15 protein-coding genes are annotated in these 18462 nt (G+C 65.0%); 9 read left to right on the forward strand and 6 right to left on the reverse strand.

The window, feature by feature from the left end; genetic code table 11:
* Positions 1-20 precede the first annotated feature (20 nt).
* Positions 21-962 (forward strand): GlxA family transcriptional regulator, encoded by a 942-nt coding sequence (locus ACEOAC_RS11275; protein WP_241811732.1) that lies wholly within the window; start codon positions 21-23, stop codon positions 960-962.
* Positions 963-1010: 48 nt separating this feature from the next.
* On the opposite strand, the gene ACEOAC_RS11280 is transcribed toward ACEOAC_RS11275, so the two are convergent.
* A complete protein-coding gene (locus tag ACEOAC_RS11280) occupies positions 1011-1955 on the reverse strand; it encodes a GlxA family transcriptional regulator (protein ID WP_241811731.1) in 945 nt (314 codons plus the stop codon).
* 561 nt (positions 1956-2516) lie between these two features.
* Between ACEOAC_RS11280 and ACEOAC_RS11285 the strand changes: the two genes are divergently transcribed.
* The 6 genes from ACEOAC_RS11285 to ACEOAC_RS11310 all read left to right on the forward strand — a co-directional run bounded on the left by ACEOAC_RS11285 (position 2517) and on the right by ACEOAC_RS11310 (position 9145).
* Positions 2517-4670, forward strand: coding sequence for a molybdopterin cofactor-binding domain-containing protein (locus ACEOAC_RS11285; protein ID WP_413628848.1), 2154 nt, complete (start codon positions 2517-2519; stop codon positions 4668-4670).
* Between the two features lie 11 nt (positions 4671-4681).
* On the forward strand, positions 4682-5137 hold the full coding sequence (locus tag ACEOAC_RS11290) for a (2Fe-2S)-binding protein (protein ID WP_006463028.1): 456 nt from the start codon (positions 4682-4684) through the stop codon (positions 5135-5137).
* Positions 5134-5688: a hypothetical protein gene (locus ACEOAC_RS11295; RefSeq protein WP_077235239.1), complete on the forward strand. Its 555-nt coding sequence runs from the start codon at positions 5134-5136 to the stop codon at positions 5686-5688. Before ACEOAC_RS11290 ends, ACEOAC_RS11295 begins: the two co-directional genes overlap by 4 nt.
* A gap of 11 nt (positions 5689-5699) precedes the next feature.
* Positions 5700-6665 carry an XdhC family protein gene (locus ACEOAC_RS11300; RefSeq protein WP_039875143.1) on the forward strand — a complete coding sequence of 322 codons (966 nt, stop codon included), beginning with the start codon at positions 5700-5702 and terminating at the stop codon, positions 6663-6665.
* A 104-nt stretch (positions 6666-6769) separates the two neighbouring features.
* Complete coding sequence (locus tag ACEOAC_RS11305; protein ID WP_241811729.1) at positions 6770-7957, forward strand: FAD binding domain-containing protein; 1188 nt, start codon at positions 6770-6772, stop codon at positions 7955-7957.
* Positions 7958-8176: 219 nt separating this feature from the next.
* On the forward strand, positions 8177-9145 hold the full coding sequence (locus tag ACEOAC_RS11310; protein ID WP_241811728.1) for a LysR family transcriptional regulator: 969 nt from the start codon (positions 8177-8179) through the stop codon (positions 9143-9145).
* A gap of 3 nt (positions 9146-9148) precedes the next feature.
* On the opposite strand, the gene ACEOAC_RS11315 is transcribed toward ACEOAC_RS11310, so the two are convergent.
* From ACEOAC_RS11315 to ACEOAC_RS11325, 3 genes are all read right to left on the reverse strand, one after another.
* Positions 9149-10813 (reverse strand): methyl-accepting chemotaxis protein, encoded by a 1665-nt coding sequence (locus ACEOAC_RS11315; RefSeq protein ID WP_241811727.1) that lies wholly within the window; start codon positions 10811-10813, stop codon positions 9149-9151.
* A gap of 108 nt (positions 10814-10921) precedes the next feature.
* The gene (locus tag ACEOAC_RS11320) at positions 10922-13486 is read right to left on the reverse strand and encodes a putative bifunctional diguanylate cyclase/phosphodiesterase (RefSeq protein WP_241811726.1); all 2565 of its coding nucleotides are present in this window, start codon (positions 13484-13486) and stop codon (positions 10922-10924) included.
* Positions 13487-13571: 85 nt separating this feature from the next.
* Entirely contained in the window at positions 13572-14690 is a 1119-nt protein-coding gene (locus tag ACEOAC_RS11325) for an alkene reductase (protein ID WP_413444600.1), read from the reverse strand.
* 112 nt (positions 14691-14802) lie between these two features.
* On the opposite strand from ACEOAC_RS11325, the gene ACEOAC_RS11330 reads away from it, so the two are divergent.
* Complete coding sequence (locus ACEOAC_RS11330; protein WP_324876968.1) at positions 14803-15735, forward strand: LysR family transcriptional regulator; 933 nt, start codon at positions 14803-14805, stop codon at positions 15733-15735.
* A 3-nt stretch (positions 15736-15738) separates the two neighbouring features.
* Here ACEOAC_RS11330 and ACEOAC_RS11335 read toward each other — a convergent pair whose 3' ends face one another.
* Positions 15739-16143, reverse strand: coding sequence for a response regulator (locus ACEOAC_RS11335; RefSeq protein WP_006463037.1), 405 nt, complete (start codon positions 16141-16143; stop codon positions 15739-15741).
* A 547-nt stretch (positions 16144-16690) separates the two neighbouring features.
* Here ACEOAC_RS11335 and ACEOAC_RS11340 point away from each other — a divergent pair.
* Positions 16691-17209: a hypothetical protein gene (locus ACEOAC_RS11340; RefSeq protein WP_006463038.1), complete on the forward strand. Its 519-nt coding sequence runs from the start codon at positions 16691-16693 to the stop codon at positions 17207-17209.
* Positions 17210-17320: 111 nt separating this feature from the next.
* On the opposite strand, the gene ACEOAC_RS11345 is transcribed toward ACEOAC_RS11340, so the two are convergent.
* Positions 17321-18259 carry a LysR family transcriptional regulator gene (locus ACEOAC_RS11345; RefSeq protein WP_413444601.1) on the reverse strand — a complete coding sequence of 313 codons (939 nt, stop codon included), beginning with the start codon at positions 18257-18259 and terminating at the stop codon, positions 17321-17323.
* Positions 18260-18462: the final 203 nt, after the last annotated feature.

The raw sequence follows: 18462 nt of genomic DNA on the forward strand, positions 1-18462 counted from the left end.
GGAAACGGGAAGGAATCAGCATGCATCACATCGGCTACTTGCTCACTGACGGTTTCCAGGTCATGGGGCTGGCGACGCAGACCGTCTTCGAGTACGCCAACAAGGTGGCCGGCGAGGACTTCTATGCCCTGCGCAATTTCTCGGTAGGTGGTGGCGATGTGCGCTCCTCGCTGGGCATGTCCATCGCCACGCTCCCGGTGGAGCAGGCCGAGCACATCGACAGCTGGATGGTCTGCGGCGTGGGCAATCCGCTGGAGTCGCCCTCCAGCCAGGAAGAACGCAGTTTCCTGCAGACCACCGGCCAGCGTGCCCGACGCATTGCCGCCATCTGTACCGGTGGTTTCGTGTTGGCCGAATCGGGCCTGTTGTCCAAGCGCCGAGCCACCACCCACTGGTTTTTCGCTCGCGACATGCAGGCGCGCTTCCCGGACATCCAGGTCGAGGACGACCGCATCTATATCGTCGACGGCGCCATCTGGACCTCGGCCGGCATGACCGCCGGGCTGGATATGGCGCTGGCCATGGTCGGCAAGGACCTGGGCGAGGACGTGGCACGCGGTGTGGCACACAACCTGGTGATGCACCAGCATCGCACCGGTGGTCAGACCCAGCATTCTGAAATGCTCTCCCTGGCCCCCAAGACAGATCGCATCCAGAATGCCCTCAACTACGCCCGCAAGAACCTGATGCGGCCGCTCACGGTGGAAGAACTGGCCGAGGAGGCCAATCTCAGCCCGCGCCAGTTCAGCCGCGTCTTCACCGCCGAGACCGGCTTGTCGCCTTCCAAGGCGATCGAAGGCCTGCGTCTGGAAGCGGCGCGCCTGATGATCGAGCAGAGCCGCCATCCGATGGAGGTGATCGCCCGCGAAACGGGTTTCCGCGACCGTCGCCATATGCGCGAGGTCTTCATGCGTGGTTATGGCGTGCCGCCGCAATCGATGCGGCGGGAAGTCAGGGCCTGAGGGGGGCTGATCCAGGCCCCAGGCCCCAGGCACCCCGTACCGGCCTGCTCAGGCCTGCTTGCGGGTGCGGATGTCGCGCAGGATCTTTTGCGGAGATTCCCCCAGCACGCGGGCAAAGGCGCGTCGCATCCGCTCGTCATCGCCAAAGCCGGTCTGCACTGCAATGCGGGACGGGGTGGAGTGACCGCTTTCCATCAGTGACTGCGCAGCCTGCACACGCAATTTTTCGATGGCCTTGGCGGGGGACAGGCCAGTCTCGGCCTGGAAAGTACGGCTGAAGTGGCGCGCACTCCAGTTGACCTGGTCTGCCAACTGCTGGATGGTCAGTGGTTCACGCAGGTTTTCCCGGATGAAACTGAGCACGCGCTGGATGCGTTCCTGCTTGGGATCGATCTCGGCCAGTACCGAGAACTGGCTGGTGCCTCCCGGACGACGATGACTGAGCACCATGGTCTTGCAGATGGCCCGCGTGACCTCGTGGCCGAGATCGGACTCCACCATACCCAGCACCATATCGATGCCGGCCGTCATGCCGGCCGAACTCCAGAACTTGCCATCGCGCACGTAGATCTGGTCCGGCTGTACCCGCAGCTGCGGGAACCGCGTCGCCAGCGTGTCAGCGAAACTCCAATGAGTGGTCACGGCGCGGCCGTCGAGCAGGCCGGCTTCGGCCAGCAGGAAGGCGGCGGTACAGATACCGGCGATGCGACGACTATCCCGCTCGGCCTGGCGCAGGCGATCCAGCAGGCCCGGGCAGGGCGTGGGTACGGCCGGTGTGCTGGCCACCAGCAGGGTGTCGTAGGGGGTGTCGTCAATGGCCTGGGTGCCGATGGGGACTCCGGAGCGGGTCTCGATGTTGCCGCCCCGCATGGAGACGATGTCCACGGCATAGCTGCCCGGCGCAAAGTGGTTGGCGATTCCCAGGATGGTGAGAACGGAGAGATCCAGGATATGGAATCCGGGATAGACAAGCAATGCGACACGGGCAACCACGGGACCTCACGAACGTAGAAAACAGGTCCCGCCAGCATACAAGCGCACTCTCTTGGCAACAAGACCTCATCCATGCAGCGGCCGCCCCCGGTGGTGGGAGCAGCCATGACAGCGAGGCCGGCCAGTGATTCTTTCGATACGGCAAGCAACAGTAACGCCGCCTCTTCAGACGCAGCGCGCGTCCGGTACGAGCGAGCGGGACGGCTGAATATAGCACCGGCCAGGACCTTGCGAAGGACAGGAAAACCGGTGATTCCTGCCATCGGCATGGCGCTTTCCGTGGCCGATGCAAGCTCATCTTGATGGCCGGTTTTGCATGCTTTCCTGACTGTTGCAGGATGGTCGGCTCCGTATAATTTGCCTGGTCCCGAGCGCAAGAACGCACTGTGGTATGCCACATCTTCCTTGCCCGGACTGTCCATTCTCCGCCACGGGTGTCAGGCCAGGTCATGACCGTTGATCGATGACCGAGACCGATGTCCGCGGGACTCTTTCCAACCAGCCTTGACGTGGCACTCCCGTGACAGGGATGGCTGCAGCATGGACACGCCAGGATCGCCCATGACCGACCGTCGACTTTTTCTCAAAACCCTGGCTGCCGGCGGCGGTGGCCTGATGCTGGGGGTGCTGTTGCCCCAGGCCGGTGCGCACGCCCGTACCAAGCCTGGCGCTGCGGACACCGGTAGCAGCTGGGAGCCCAGTGCCGTACTGCGCATCGCCAGTGATGGCCGGGTCACCATGACCATGCCTTATGTGGAAATGGGGCAGGGGACCTATACCTCGGTCCCCATGCTGATTGCCGAAGAACTGGAGATCGATCTCAACGACGTCGTCCTGGAACATGCCGGCGCCGATGACAAGCGCTACATGAACCCGGCCCTGGGCTTCCAGGTCACCGGTGGTTCCACCACCATGCGCGCAGCGTGGATGCCGATGCGCCAGGCCGGCGCCGCCGCCCGCATGTTGCTGGTGCAGGCGGCCGCGCAACGCTGGCAGGTCGACCCCGCCAGCTGCCTGGCACGCAGTGGAACCGTGATGCATCCCGCCAGTGGCCGCAAGCTGGGCTACGGTGAACTGGTCGAGGCGGCCGCTGCCATGCCGCTACCTGCACCGGCCAGCATCGTGCTCAAGCAGCCGGCCGATTTTCGCCTGATCGGCAAGCCAGCCCGTCGCCTGGACACTGCCGGCAAGCTGGATGGTTCGGCCCGCTACGGCATGGACGTGCAACTGCCCGGTATGAAGGTAGCCGCACTGGCCATCACCCCCACCATCGGAGGACGCCTGGACAGCGTGGACGAAGCGGCCGCATTGCGCGTGCGCGGAGTGCGCCAGGTGGTACGTCTGGACGACTGCGTGGCGGTCATCGCCGACCACTATGGCGCCGCGCAAAAGGGTTTGCTGGCGGCTCGTCCGACCTGGCATGCCGGCTCGCATGCGAGTCTGGCCACCGAGGACATCGTTGCCGACATGCGACGCGCCAGCCAGAGCGCGGCCGCCCGCGTGCGCAGCGAGGGGGACCCCGAGGCTCGCATCGCCGGGGCGGCCAAGGTGCTGGAGGCGACCTACGAATTACCCTTCCTGGCGCACGCCGCCATGGAGCCGATGAACTGTACCGTGCATGTCACCCCCGACCACTGCGAGGTATGGACCGGCACCCAGGTGATGACGCTGGCGCGGGCTGTGGCCGCCAAGGTCACCGGGCTGCCACAGGACCGCGTGACGGTGCACAACTTCTTGCTGGGTGGCGGCTTCGGTCGTCGTCTCGAAATCGACGGCGTCGAGCGTGCCGTGCGTATCGCCACCCAGGTCAAGCACCCGGTCAAGGTGATCTACAGTCGCCAGGACGATATCCGCCACGACATGTACCGCCCCTACTGGTTCGACCGCCTGCGCGCCGGCATCGATGCCCAGGGCCAGCCAGTGGCCTGGTTCCATCACCTGACCGGTTCGTCGGTGCTGGGGCGATTCCTGCCACCGGCCTTCAAGAATGGCTATGACGAGGAGACCCTGGATGGCGCCGAGCGCCCGCCGTATGCCTTCCCGGCCATCCAGGTCGATTACACCCGCCACGAACCGCAGTTGCCGACTGCCTTCTGGCGCGGCGTGGGGCCCACCCACAATGTCTTCGTGGTGGAAAGCTTCATCGACGAACTGGCCTTTGCGGCCGGCATCGATCCGCTGCAGTACCGGCTCTCCCTGCTGGGGGACAATCCGCGCGCTCGCAAGGTGCTGGAGGTGGCGGCCCGCGAGGCCGGCTGGCACGGTCCGCGTGAAGGCAAGACCGGACGCGGCCTGTCGGTGCAGTTCGCCTTCGGCACCTACATGGCCATGGTGGTCGATGTCGAGGTGGAGCAGGGCGAGGTCAGGGTGCAGCGCGTGGTCTGCGCGCTGGACTGCGGCGTGGTGGTCAATCCCGATACCGTGCAGGCCCAGGTCGAAGGGGCGGTGATCTTTGGTCTGTCCGGCGCATTGTGGGGCAACATCACGCTGCGCAATGGCCAGGTGGAGCAGGGCAACTTCGACGATTATCGCGTCATGCGCATGTTCGAGACCCCGCGTATCCAGACCCACATCGTGGCCAGCCAGGAAGCCCCTGGCGGCATGGGCGAACCAGGTACCTCCGGTGTCATGCCGGCACTGGCCAACGCCGTGCATGCGGCCACGGGAACACGAATCCGCAAGCTGCCCATCGTGGCCGCCTTGCAAGCAAGCTGACAGGAGCACACATGATTTCTCTGAACATCAACGGCAAGGTGGTCAAGGTCGAGGCCGAGCCGGATACGCCCCTGTTGTGGGTACTGCGCGATGAACTGCAGATGGCCGGCACCAAATACGGGTGCGGTGCGGCCCTGTGCGGCGCCTGTACCGTGCATGTCGACGGCCAGCCGGCACGTGCCTGCGTCATGCCGGCCTCGGCGGCGGTGGGAAAGAAGCTCACCACCATCGAAGCCATCGGCGCCACCCCGGTGGGACAGCGGGTGCAGGCGGCCTGGGCCGAGATCGACGTGCCGCAATGCGGTTACTGCCAGTCGGGCCAGATCATGGCGGCAGTGGCCTTGTTGCGCGCCATCCCCAAGCCTAGCGACAAGGACATCGACCAGGCCATGTCCGGCAACATCTGCCGCTGCGGGACCTATCCGCGCATCCGCGCGGCGATCCACAAAGCGGCGGGGCAGTCATGATGCGCGCACTGATGGTGATGCTGCTGGCCCTGTGTTCGCTCACCCAGGCGCAGGCGCAAGGCAAGGGCAAGCCGGCCCGGGATGATGGAACGCTCTTCGAACCGATTGCCAGCGTAGTGATGTCGCCGCGCTGCCTGAACTGCCACCAGGCCGAAGCTCCGCACCAGAAAGACATGGGCGTGCTGCATGCCCAGCAGGTGGTGCGCGGCAAGGATGGTCATGGCTCGGCCGTGCTGCAATGTGCGGCCTGCCACCAGGCCACCAACACTGCCCAGGGCAAGGTCCCCGGCGCGCCCAACTGGCACCTGGCACCGCTCTCCATGCGCTGGCAGGGTCTGGACAAGAAGGGCGTATGCGAGCAGATGCGTGACCCGGCCCGCAACGGCAACCGCAAGACCGGTGCCCAGGTCATCGAACATATGAAGACCGATCCACTGGTGCTGTGGGCCTGGTCGCCCGGTGCCGACCGGACCATCCCGCCGATGTCGCATGCGCAGTTCGTGCAGATGCTGGAGATGTGGTCGGCTGCCGGTATGCCCTGCCCGGGTTGATTCGCGGCGGCATGGACAGTATCGATCTGCAGGTTTTGCAGGCCTGCGTGCAATGGTTGCAGCAGGGGCATGCCTGCGAATATGTCACGGTGGTGCGGACCTGGGGCTCCAGTCCCCGGCCACCGGGCTCCACCATGGCCATCCGTGCCGATGGCGTGGTGGTCGGTTCAGTCTCGGGCGGTTGCATCGAGGATGACCTGATCGCCCATGCCCGCGCTGACGGCATGACGCGGCGTACGCCGCAACGGCTCAGTTATGGCATTTCCGCCGATGAGGCGCACCGCTTCGGGCTGCCTTGCGGCGGCACGTTGGAACTGCTGGTCGAACCCCTGGGGCCGCACAGCCAGATGGCCGCCTTGCTGGCGCGCCTGCAGCGCCGGGTGCTGACCCGACGCCGACTGGACCTGGCCAGTGGCACGGTCCTGCTGGAAGACGCCGGCGAAGACGCACCGTTGCAGCTCGACACGCATAGCCTGACGACACTCCATGGCCCCCGGCTGCGGCTATTGATCATCGGCGCCGGCCAGCTCTCGCAGTTCCTGGCCCAGATTGCCACTGCCCTCGATTACCAGGTCACCGTCTGCGATCCGCGTGAAGAACACCGGTTGGCATGGTCATTGCCGGGCGTGGCGGTGGTGCATGCCATGCCCGATGATCTGGTGCTGGAGATGCGGCTGGACCACCGCAGCGCCGTGGTGGCTCTGACCCATGATCCGCGCCTGGACGACATGGCCCTGATGGAAGCGCTCAAGACCGACGCCTTCTACATCGGCGCCATCGGCTCGCGGCTGAACCAGTCACGGCGCCGTGAACGTCTGCTGCAGCTGGACCTCGATGCCGATCAGATCGCCAAGCTGCACGGCCCGGTCGGGCTGGACATCGGCAGCCGCACGCCGCACGAGATTGCCATCTCCATCATGGCGCAGATGATCCAGGTCCGTGGCGGAACCAGGGAAGCGGCCATGCCGGCGTACTGATCCTGTCCATTGCGCCCAGCGCAAAAGGCCTTGCGATCCGGGATGCATTCCCACCCATGGGCACTCAGGGCATAGTGGGGACAGTCCAATATCGGGGTCAGATCGTGTCCACTTCCTTGCCTTCCTCTTCCGCTGTTTCCTCCCCATCGCCATCCCGCCCGCGACACGCCGTCATCATCGGTGGCTCGCTCGGCGGTCTGTTTGCCGGCACCATGCTGCGCCAGATCGGCTGGGACGTTGACATCTACGAGCGCTCGGCCAGCGATCTCGACAGCCGGGGCGGCGGCATTGTGTTGCAACCGGAGGTGCTGGAGGTGTTCCGCCGCATTGGCGTCGATATCCGCCGCCAGGCACTGGGCGTGCCCTCGATCAACCGCGTCGTTCTCGACAAGGATGGCAGCGTGCGGGTACGGCGACCGGCGCCGCAGACCCAGACTTCCTGGTCCCTGATCTATAGCACGCTGAAGTCGGTCTTCGGCAGCGAGCACTACCATCAGGGCCGGGTGCTGTCGCATGTGGAGCAGGACCCGGACAGCGCCCGCGTGACGGCCTGCTTCGAGGATGGCAGCCGCGCCAGCGGCGACCTGCTGATCGGCGCCGACGGCGGGGATTCCCGCGTGCGCAGCCAATTCTGGCCGGCGCAGCGGCCCGGCTATGCCGGCTACCTGGCCTGGCGTGGGCTGCTGCCCGAGGCCGATATGCCGGCCACCACCCGCGCTGTGCTGCATGGCGACTTCGGCTTTGCCAACCATACCGGCTCGCACATCCTGGGTTACCTGGTACCAGGGGAGGGCAACAGCATCTGGCCCGAGCAGCGTCTCTACAACTGGGTCTGGTACCGCGTGGCCAGTGAGGCCATGCTGGAACAGGTGATGCTGGATCGCGATGGCCGCCAGCGCGCCTATTCGGTGCCGGAAGGCCTGCTGGCCCCACGCTGGCGCCAGCACCTGCGCGAGGAAGCGCCGCAGCTGTTGCCGCCGCCCTTCCGTGATGCAGTGCTGGCCACCGATGCCCCCTTCGTCCAGGCCATCCGCGACCTGGCGGTGGAACAGATGGTCAGCGGTCGGGTGCTGATCCTGGGCGATGCGGCCTCCATTCCACGCCCGCATACCGCAGCCAGTACCCTGAAGGCTGCCGCCAATGCGCTGAGCCTGGCCGATGCACTGCAGGCCAGCCGGGACGACATCGACGCTGCCCTGGCGCGCTGGGAACCGCGCCAGGTGGCCCTGGGCCAGCAGTTGCTGCGCCAGGGTGTGGAAGCGGGCCAGTTGCTGCTGTTCCATCATCCCTGATGGGCCAGGGCCTGTTCAAATTTAATCTAAGCATCTTGCAGATCAAATGTGAACAGGCCCTAGTCCCGCATGGCGGGACTTTCCCGGTCGCTATCGATCTTCCGCTGTTGCCGATCCTCCGGGTCGGTACAATGTGGCTCCACAACAGGCGCCATGCCAGCGGGGGGCGCGCCTGATCCGCATCGCAGCGGGGTTTTCAACGAACATGGCGCAACGATCATGGACCGGTTTTCAGAGCTCAAGGCATTCTCGGTGGTGGCCAGCACCGGCGGCTTTTCGGCCGCTGCACGCAACCTGGGCATTGCACCTTCATCGGTGGTGCGTCTCATCGATGCGCTGGAGCGGCGCGTGGGCGCCAGGCTGCTCAATCGCTCCACCCGCACGGTGACGCTCACCGACAGCGGGCGCCTGTACTACGAGAGCGTGCTGGTCATCCTGGAACAGATCGAGGAAGCCGAGAACCTGGCTTCCCAGGAAGGCGTGCCGCAGGGGCGGCTGAAGATTTCGGCACCGGTCACCTTCAGCACGCTCTACCTGGCGCCGGCCCTGTGCCAGTTGCAGCAGACCTATCCCAAGCTGGCCGTGCATCTCGATCTGAGTGACGGCATCAGCGATCTGGCCGAAGATTCGGTGGATGTTGCCATCCGCATCGGCAAGCCGGTGCCGCAAGCCGAGCTTCATACGCGCTGGCTGGCCGACCAGCGGCGCATCATCTGCGCCAGTCCCGAGTACTTCAAGGCAGTCGGCATGCCGCTGGTTCCGGCCGACCTGCGCCAGCACGATTGCCTCAGCTTTTCCTATGCCAGCCAGTCACGCCAGTGGCGCTTTCGTCCGCTGGCGGCACCCGCTGGGCCGGCCGCGCCAGCCGAGCCTATCCAGACGGTGGAGGTGAGCGGATCGCTATCGGTGAATAATTCCGAGATGCTGCGCCAGGCCTGCCTGGGCGGGTATGGCGTGGCCATGCTGCCGGTGTGGCTGGTGATGGATGACGTCCAGGCCGGGCGGCTGGTGTGGGCGCTGCCCGCCTACGAAGCCAACCCCGGTGCCATGGACGTCAGCATCTATGCCGTCTATCCCTCCAACCGCGAGACCGCCCTGAAGGTAAAGGTCTTCATCGACGTGCTGGAACAGCACCTGGCCACGGCGCTGCCGGTATTGCCGCAGCCGGCGGCGCCGGTTCAGGACTAGACCTCAGGCCTGACCCAGTGCCAGGTGCCGCCCCCGCGTGGTGGCTTGATGGGCTTCTGAGGTGGTGCTGATGGTGGTCGACAGCGCGGCAACGGCATCATCCTTGGCCAGCCTCATCTCACCCAACTGGAAGTGACTGACCATCTCGGCCAGTGCGGCGGCCTGGTCGCGCAGGCTGGCGGCCGAGGCGGCGGCTTCTTCCACCAGGGCAGCGTTCTGCTGGGTGACGCCATCCATTTCCGTGATGGCCACGTTGACGTGACCAATGCCGGTGCGCTGTTCGCTTGAGGAGGCGGTGATGGCCGAGATCATGGATGCCACTTCATTGACGCTCTGTACCACCTCGCTGATGGTGCCGCCGGCTTCGCTGACAATGCCGGCGCCGGTAGCAATGCTGGTCGAGGACGCATCGATCAGGCTCTTGATCTCCTTGGCTGCGGCCGCGCTGCGCTGGGCCAGTACCCGTACCTCCGAGGCCACCACGGCGAAGCCGCGCCCCTGTTCGCCGGCGCGGGCCGCTTCCACGGCCGCATTGAGCGCCAGGATATTGGTCTGGAAGGCGATGCCGTCGATGGCGGAAATGATGGCCTCGATACGGCCTGCGCTGCTGCTGATGGCGTCCATGGTCTGGCTCACCTTCTGCATGGCGGCGCCCCCTCGTTGTGCCAGCTCGGAAGTGGCCAGCGCGAGGTGATTGGCCTGCAACGCATGCTGGGCATTGGAGGCCACGGTCTGGGTCAGCTGTTCCATGGAGGCGGCCGTCTCCTCCAGCGAGCCGGCCTGGCTTTCAGTACGGGCCGACAGATCCAGGTTGCCGCTGGCGATCTGCGAGGAGGCTGCGGCAATGGTTTCGGCACTGCTGCGGATGGCGGCGATCATGGCTGCCAGCCTGGCCTGCATCAGCGCCATGGCGGCCAACAGGCTGCTGTTGTCGTCCGCGCGCAGTTGCACCGGCCGGCTCAGGTCCTGTTCGGCGATCTGCATGGCAACCGCCACCGCGTACTCGGGGCTGCCGCCCAGGGTGCGGTTCAGGCTGCGGTTGATCACGACCACGATGCCGGCCAATAGCAGGCTCACCAGCGCCAGGATGGCGCCGCTCTTCCTGAGCGATGCGTAGAAGGCATCTTCGATGTCATCCACATACACCCCGGCCACCAGGGCCCAGCCCCAGGGCTTGTAGCTGACGATGCGCGCCAGCTTGGTGGACGGCACCTGGGTGCCGGGACGCAGCCAGAGGTAGCGCATGAAGCCTTCGCCAGACGGCGAGGCGGCCAGCCGTGCTATCTCCAGGAAGACCGGAAAGCCGGCCGGGTCCTTGAAGGCGCTCATGTCCTTGCCATCGTTTTCCGGTCGTCCCGGGTTCTGGATGGCGGTGGCGTCCATACCCAGGATGGCGATGTAGCCGTCCTCGCCATAGCGGATGGTCTTGAGCACGGCCTTGGCCTGGCGCTTGGCTTCCGCGCTGTCGAGGGTGCCGGCGCGCACCTGGTCGGCGAAGCCTTCGACGATCTTCAGCGCCGCCTTGTCCAGGTTGGCGAGATCGGTCTGGCGCTCTTCGTAGCGCTGGTGGCGTGCTTCCACGATGTGCAGCAGGGACACTGCGCACAGGCAGCCGAGACTGGCAATGAGGGGCAGCCAGAGTTTTTTCTGAAAGGACAGCAGGGCCATTATTTACTCCCGTTGTGAGATGAAAGGGTGGATGCGGCAGGCCGTTCTGTCGGCCTGCAAGGGGCAAGGGGGCGGACGAGGGGAAGCGACAAGCAGGTGCTGGCAAGGTCAGGCCACGCGCACGCTATGCAGCGGCAACTGCTGGCGCGACAGCAGGGCGGCGGCTTCCTCGTGTGCGATGCCTTTGCCGAAGAAGTAGCCCTGGGCCTGGTCGCAGCCGTGGTCGCGCAGGAAATCCAGCTGCACGCTGTCTTCCACGCCTTCGGCCACGATGTTGCGGTTCATGGCATGGGCCAGGGCGATGACGGCCTTGACGATCTCGGCATCGTTGCCGTCGATGGAGATATCGCGGATGAAGCTGCGGTCGATCTTCAGGGTATGGATGGGGAAGCGCTTCAGGTAGCTGAGGCTGGAATAGCCGGTACCGAAATCGTCGATCGCCAACTGCACGCCGAAGGCGCTCAGGGCATTGAGGATCTGCACCGTCGATTCGGGCGAATCCATGATGACGCTCTCGGTGATTTCCAGCACCAGGCAGTGTGGCGGGCACTGGGTGGCGGCCAGTACGCGCTGCACGGTCGCGACCATGTCGTCCTGCCGGAACTGGGTGGCCGAGAGATTGACCGACATCTTGATGTCCTGCGGGCAAAGCCCGGCGCGTTGCCACGCGACCAGCTGGCGACAGGCGGTTTCCAGCACCCATTCGCCGATCTGGACGATGAGTCCGGTCTCTTCGGCCAGACCGATGAACTGGTCCGGGGCAATCACCGCCTCGCCCGGCGGCTGCCAGCGCAGCAGGGCCTCGAAGCCGATGATGCGACCACTGGCGATGCTCACCTGCGGCTGGTATACCAGATGGAATTCCCGGCGCTCCAGCGCGCGCCGCAGGGCGGCATCCATGCGCAGGAACTGCAGGGCGTCCTTGCTCATTTCGTTGGCGTAGAAGACATAGCGGCGCTTGCCGCCCTGCTTGGCCTGATACATCGCCGTGTCGGCATTCTTGAGCAGGGTGGCGCTATCGCTGCCATCGCGGTCATACAGGCTGATGCCGATGCTGCCGCCGAGGAACAGCTCATGACCGTTCAGCAGCATGGGCTGGCAGATGGCTTCGAGGATGCGGTCGGCGACGGCAGCGATGTGCCGCTGCTGGCCGGCGTTGGCCAGCACCACCACGAATTCGTCGCCACCCAGGCGCGCCACCGTGTCGCCGGGGCGCACACAGGCCAGCAGCCGGTGCGCCACTTCGACGATGACCTGGTCGCCGATGTCGTGGCCGAGGCTGTCGTTGATGGTCTTGAAGCGGTCCAGGTCGATGAACAGCACCGCCAGCGTGTGCCGGGGTGAGGAGGAGGGCGAGAGCGGCGCAGAGGCCAGGCGGGCCTGGGCGATGGCCAGGTCCAGGCGGTCCATCATCAGGCTGCGGTTGGGCAGGCCTGTGAGGTGGTCGTGGTTGGCCAGATGGCGCATGCGGTACTCGGTGGCCTTGCGCTCGGTGATGTCTTCGATGGCGGCAATGAAGTGGACTTCACCATTGCTCTCGCGCATGGACGATACCGTCACCTGGCCCCAGATCGACTGTCCATCCTTGCGCACGTAGCGCTTTTCGCTGACGTAATCCTGGATTTCACCGTTGAGGATGCGTTGCGTCATGTGGTCGTGGTCACACTCCTCATCCGGGTCGGCCAGGTCGCACAGGTTCAGGCGCTGCATCTCGTTGGCATCGTAGCCCAGCACCTGCTGCAGCTTGCGGTTGCTGCGCAGGATACGGCCGGCGGCATCGAAGTGGACCAGCCCTACTGCCGCCTGGTGGAAGGACAGGCGAAAGCGTTCTTCGCTGTCGGCCAGGGCGGCCTTGGCTTCCAGCACGCGGGCGATGTCATGGGCCACCAGCAGCAGGAGTGCTTCATCGCCATCGTCGAAGCGCGAGAGTCCGAACTGATAGTGGCCGCAGCGTTCATGGCCCTCGTCGTCGATCAGGTTGATACCCTGGTGTGGCACGCCGCTGGCAAGCACTTCGCCGGCTGCGGCGTACAGCGCCGGCACCTTGAACACGGCCGGCAAGGCCATGCCGGCGACCGGCACATCGGCCCCCAGGCCGAGAATGCGCCGCATCACCGGATTGGCGGTGCGGATGCGGCATTGTCCGTCCATCACCAACAGGCCATTGGGCGTGTAGTTGAAGATATGCTCGGCATAGTTACGGTAGCGGTCCAGCAGGCGGCGGTCGGCCGCGATGCTGGCGTCGATGATGCTGGCCACGTCGTGCAGGGCCTGGGTCAGGATGGTGTTGAGGAATTCGATGGTCTTGCCCTGATGGCGCAGCCCCAGCTGCTGCAGGGTCGGCATCAGCTCGCGCAGGTAGCCCCGGCAATCTTGTACGTGTGCCAGCGCCAGATGCGGTTGCGCCGTGTCGGCCTGCTGCAGGGACAGCCGCAGCCGCGCCAGCGCGCCATGGTCGCCAGCCTCAGTCACGCCCGAGCTCGTACCTGATGCAATCCCCAGCCTTGCGGCGCGCACATTGCGGCTGATTTTCTTGAGCCAGGGGCGCCCCCTGGGTTTGCGCAGCTTGCCGCCCGCACCGGCGGGGGCCGCTTGCTCGGCGTGGGTGGCGGTGGCGCCGATGGTGTGGACAATCGGGGCGCTCTGCATGCGCCAGCGGGCGTTGCGGTTCATTGGGGCATCTCCGACGAGGATGGAAGGGGCGACGCTGGACGCAGGCGGCGAGAAGACCGGCGCCTGCCAGCTACAGCGGCGCGGATCAGCTCAGGGCGGGGTAATCGGTGTAGCCGATGTCGTCGCCACCATAGAAGGTGAAGGGGTCTGGCTCGTTGAACGGCCCGCCCTGCGCAATGCGTGCGGCCAGATCGGGATTGGCGATGTACTGGCGGCCGAAGGCCACCATGTCGGCCTGGCCGGCGACCACCAGCTGCTCGGCTTCCTCGAAGGACAGGCCACCGTTGGCGATCAGCACGCCCTTGAAATACGGACGCAGGATCTCCAGTATCCGCGGCATGTCCTTGTTGCCGCTCCAGGCGTTGGTATCGGCCGCATGCAGATAGCCGATGCCGTAGCCATTGAGCATTTGCGCGACGTAGGCATAGGTGGCGCGGGTATCGCTGTCGCCAGGGCCATCCGCGTCGGCATCGATGGCGTTGTTGTACAACGCGAAGGGCGAGAGCCTTACCCCGACCTGCGCGGCCGGCATTTCCTGCAGCACGGCTTCGATGATCAGGCGCAGGAAGCGTGCGCGGTTTTCGATGCTGCCGCCGAACTGGTCTTGCCGTCGATTGACGTGGGAGGACAGGAACTGCTGCGGCAGGTAGCCATTGGCGGCATGGATTTCCACGCCGTCGATGCCGGCCAGTACCGCATGTCGCGCAGCGGTGCGGAATTCCTGCACGGTGGCGTGGATTTCCTCGACGCTCATGGCCCGCGAAGGAGAGGCGGCGATGCGGGTGTAGTAGCCGTTGCGCAGGGCGCCATAGACCTGCAGCAGGCCAAGGTCGTCGTTCATCCCTGACGGCGAGAGTGGTGCGGCGCCATCCAGCAGGGCATAGGTGCTGATGCGGCCGCCATGCCACAACTGGACGAAGAGTTTGCCACCGGCTTCGTGCACCGCACTGGCCACGTCCTTCCAGCCGGCCACCTGGTCGGGATGATGGATGCCAGGCGCATCCTCGAAGGCGGCCGACATCGGCGAGACATTGGTGGCTTCGGCGATGATCAGGCCGGCCGAGGCGCGCTGGCGGTAGTAGTGCGCATTGAGCGCGGTGGGTACGCCATTGGCGCCAGCCCTGGCGCGCGTGACCGGGGCCATGGCGATACGGTTGGACAGGTGCAGCGGGCCGATGCGGAGTGGCTGGAGAAGTGCGTTCATGGTGAGCCCCGATGGGATTGCGATGTAAGGAGCGCCCACTGTAGCGTTGTGGCCCGGCGCTGATAATATGCCGGGATTAGCGAAGGCTCTTGCGCAAAACGCAAAGGTGCTCATGAACAAATTTTCCGAAATGCAAGCATTTGTGGCGGTGGCCGACACTTCCGGGTTTTCTGCGGCGGCACGGCAGTTGGACCTGGCGCCGTCGTCCGTGCTCAGGCTGGTCGATGCGCTGGAAGAGCGGCTGGGGGTCAAGCTGCTCCAGCGCAGCACCCGCAGCGTGACCCTGACCGAAGGCGGCCGCGACTTCTATGAACGGGTGGTGGATATCCTGCAGCGCCTGGAATCGGCCGACCTCGCCGCAGCCGCCCTGGAGCAGGAGCCGCAGGGCGTATTGAAGGTCACCGCGCCGGTCACCTTCAGCACGCTCTACCTGGCGCCGGTCTGCCGCGAGCTGCATCGCCGCTACCCGCTGCTGCAGCTGGAGCTGCAATTGAGCGATGGCGTGAGCAACATGATCGACGAGTCCATCGATGTGGCCGTGCGCATCGGTGCGGTGGGTGACCAGCCCAACGTGATCGCGCGCCGCCTGGCCACGCACGCGCGCGTGATCTGCGCCAGTCCGCAGTATCTGGGCCAGCATGGCCCGGTACTGCGCCCGGTCGACCTGCTGGCGCATACCTGTCTCCAGTTCAGTTACGACGGGCCACGCCGGGGCTGGCGTTTTCGTCGCCGTGGCGACGCCGACGGCAACATCGAGGAAATCAACGTGCAGGGCAATTTCTTCGCCAACAATGCCGAGATGCTGAGGCAGGCGGCCTTGAGCGGCCGTGGAGTGGTCATGCTGGCACGTTGGCTGGTGGGCGAGGATATCCGTGCCGGTCGTCTGGTTCCCCTGCTGGAGGACTACGAAGCCAACCCCGGTGCCATGGAGGTCGGCATCCATGCCATGTATCCGGCCAACCGCCGCGGGTCGGTCAAGGTCAAGGCTTTCATCGACCTGCTGATGGAGCAGTTGTCGGCCCACCCGGGGGTGGTGGAAGCTTAGGGCTCAGGCCGCCATCTGTGCGCGCCGGGCCACGATCTTCTGGATCTTGTCATTGAGTGTGGCGGCATTGAAGGGCTTGATGATGTAGCCATCGGCACCGGCCTCGGCGGCGCTGACCACGCTCTCCTTCCTGGCTTCGGAAGTGATCATCAGCACCGGCAGCTTGGCCAGCCGGGGTTCTTCACGAATCTTGCGCAGCAGGGCCAGCCCGTCCATGGTCGGCATGTTCCAGTCGGTGATGACAAAGGACACCGGCACCTGTCCTGCTTCCAGGATCTTCCAGGCCGAACTGCCGTCGTCGGCATCGACCATGCGGGTGTATTCCAGATCTTTTAATATGCCCATGACCATGCGGCGGATGGTGGAAAGATCGTCGACGACCAGGAAATGCTGTTCCATTTTTTCCATTGCCAGGCTCCTCAATCAAAAAAAGACAGGCAGGTTTGATACCGCTTTTCGAGACCTGCAAAGGTCGAGGTGGCAGAAAGCGGAACAGGCTTGTGGCGGACGAAAAAAGAAGGCCATCGGTGATGTGCCACCGCTGCCTGCCCGATACCTGCCCTGATGCTGCGCAGATTAGCAATGAAGCGTGGAGGCGTTAATCATACGAAGGTGTTAAGACGCCAGCGCCAAGGGGGCTGCTGGCCGCTCGCAATGGCGCGCTGGTACTGCTGCACCGGTCGGCAGGGTCAGTTTGCACGCATGCACATTGGCCGCAGGGACGTACGGGGGGCGCTTTCCCATACCATGGTGCTACATCGCGTCGCGGGAGGGGACGCCATAATGTGCAGCGACAATTCGGCGTCTTTAAGGAGCCGGATCGGACGGGAACCTGAGCCTCGGGTAAAGGGGGGGACAGGGGATACAGGGCGTTCACGGCGATGCCGGCCTGCAGGTCAACGCAGGGCGATGTCGTGAAACAGAATAACAAGATGCATCTTCCGAACGGAGCACTATGGACCTCCATACCCTCGCAGCGTGGGTGGCAGCGATTTCCATCATCATGGCCATGATCAGGCTGGCCGGGCTCTGGCGCCTGCGTCGGCGCCTTGTGGCCAGGCTGGGCAGATCAAGCGGGTCCTGCCTGGGCAACAAGATCTACCTGCACAACCTGAGCGCCCGCCCGCTGGCGCTGACCCGCTGGAGAATCTACGTGGCCGAAGGCCTGCTGCAACCGCAGGAGGTCAAGGAGATCACCTGCTTCGGGGGCAGTGCAAAGGAAGCCATGGGAGCCAGGGGAGCAGACAGCATCGTGATCGAGGCACGCTGTTCGCACATCCTGTTCTTTTCCGACGAGGGACTGTTCAACCGCAGCGCCGATCTGCGCGACGGTCGGCGGCTCTATATCGGCATTGAAACCTCCGACGGCCGGGTGTCCACTTGCTGCCTGTATCCATCCAACCACCCCTGGCCAGCCTTGCAGGCCTTGCTGACGGCCTTGTGGAGCAGGCAGAAACGGTTTGCGCGGGAGTGACATACCAACGCTTCAGAGTTCTCCGGTTTCAAGGTCTCCATGCCTCAGGATCAGAGCGCCGTGACGTCGGAACGCGGGGGAGACCCTTGAGCGATAAGGGCGCGGTAGTGTCTAGTGCGCCACCAGTCGCAGACGGGCCGCCTTGGGACACCACGGCGGTGTGCGAAATTCCTCAATCAGGAAGTCGCGCAGGCGCTGCACCTTGGGAGGAAGATAGGCACGCGTCGGATAGAGGACGTGGGCCATCATGTCGTGCTGGCCGATGGACCAGTCGGGGAGCAGTTCCACCAGTTCGCCCGAGGCCAGGGCAGCGTTGACGATGAAATCCGGCTGGATCGCAACGCCTCTTCCACCGATGGCCATCGCCCGGCAGGTGGCGCCGTTGTTGACTTGCATGCTGGAACGCATGCGGGCGATGGCGGTTTCTCCCTGCGCATTGCAGAAGTGCCATTCGTCGCCGTTGGATTGCAGGCTGAAGGAAATGAAGGGGAACTCGCGCAAGTCGGAAGGGTGGCACGGCACGCCGGCTTGCTGCAGCAATGCCGGCGAGGCACAGACCTTCATGCGCACCGCCGCCAGTGGCCTGGCGATCATCCGGCTGTCGGCCATGGTGCCGATGCGGATGGCCATGTCATAGCCGCCTTCGATCAGGTCCGTGGTCTTGTCGGACAAGGTGATGTTGAGTTCGATACGGGGATACTGTTCGGCGAACTTGCCCCAGAGCGGGGCCAGCTGTTCGACGCCGAAGTCGTGCGGTGCGCAGACCCGCAGCTGGCCGATCGCCTGGTCCGAGCTCAGACCGACTTCGTTCTCGACATCCTGCAGGGCGCCCAGCAACTCCTTGCTCTTGGCAAAGTAGAGGCGTCCTTCTTCAGTGAGAGAGAGGCGGCGCGTGGTGCGGTGAAGCAGACGTATGCCCAGGAACTGCTCCAGTTCCGACACGTGGCGCGACACCGCGGGTTTCGACAGGCCCGTCACATCGACGGCACTGACGAAGCTGCCGGTCTCGACGACGGCAACGAAGGCTTCCATGGCCAGCAGCTTATCCATATGGCGGCCCCTCAGCGACGGCGCAGGCCGAGGGAGAGGGCGGCCTGCACACCATAGCGGCGCAGGATCGGCAGGGACAGACTGGCGCTGAGCAGGACCTGGCTGAAGAGGGGCATGGCGGTTGGCTCCGGTGGGTGGTGCAGTTGTGCCAGAGAGTGCCACGCGCGCCAGGCTTTGGTAATAAGACCTTGGGATGATAGCCC

The organism is Herbaspirillum frisingense (assembly GCF_047325095.1).
Taxonomy (GTDB): domain Bacteria; phylum Pseudomonadota; class Gammaproteobacteria; order Burkholderiales; family Burkholderiaceae_D; genus Herbaspirillum; species Herbaspirillum frisingense.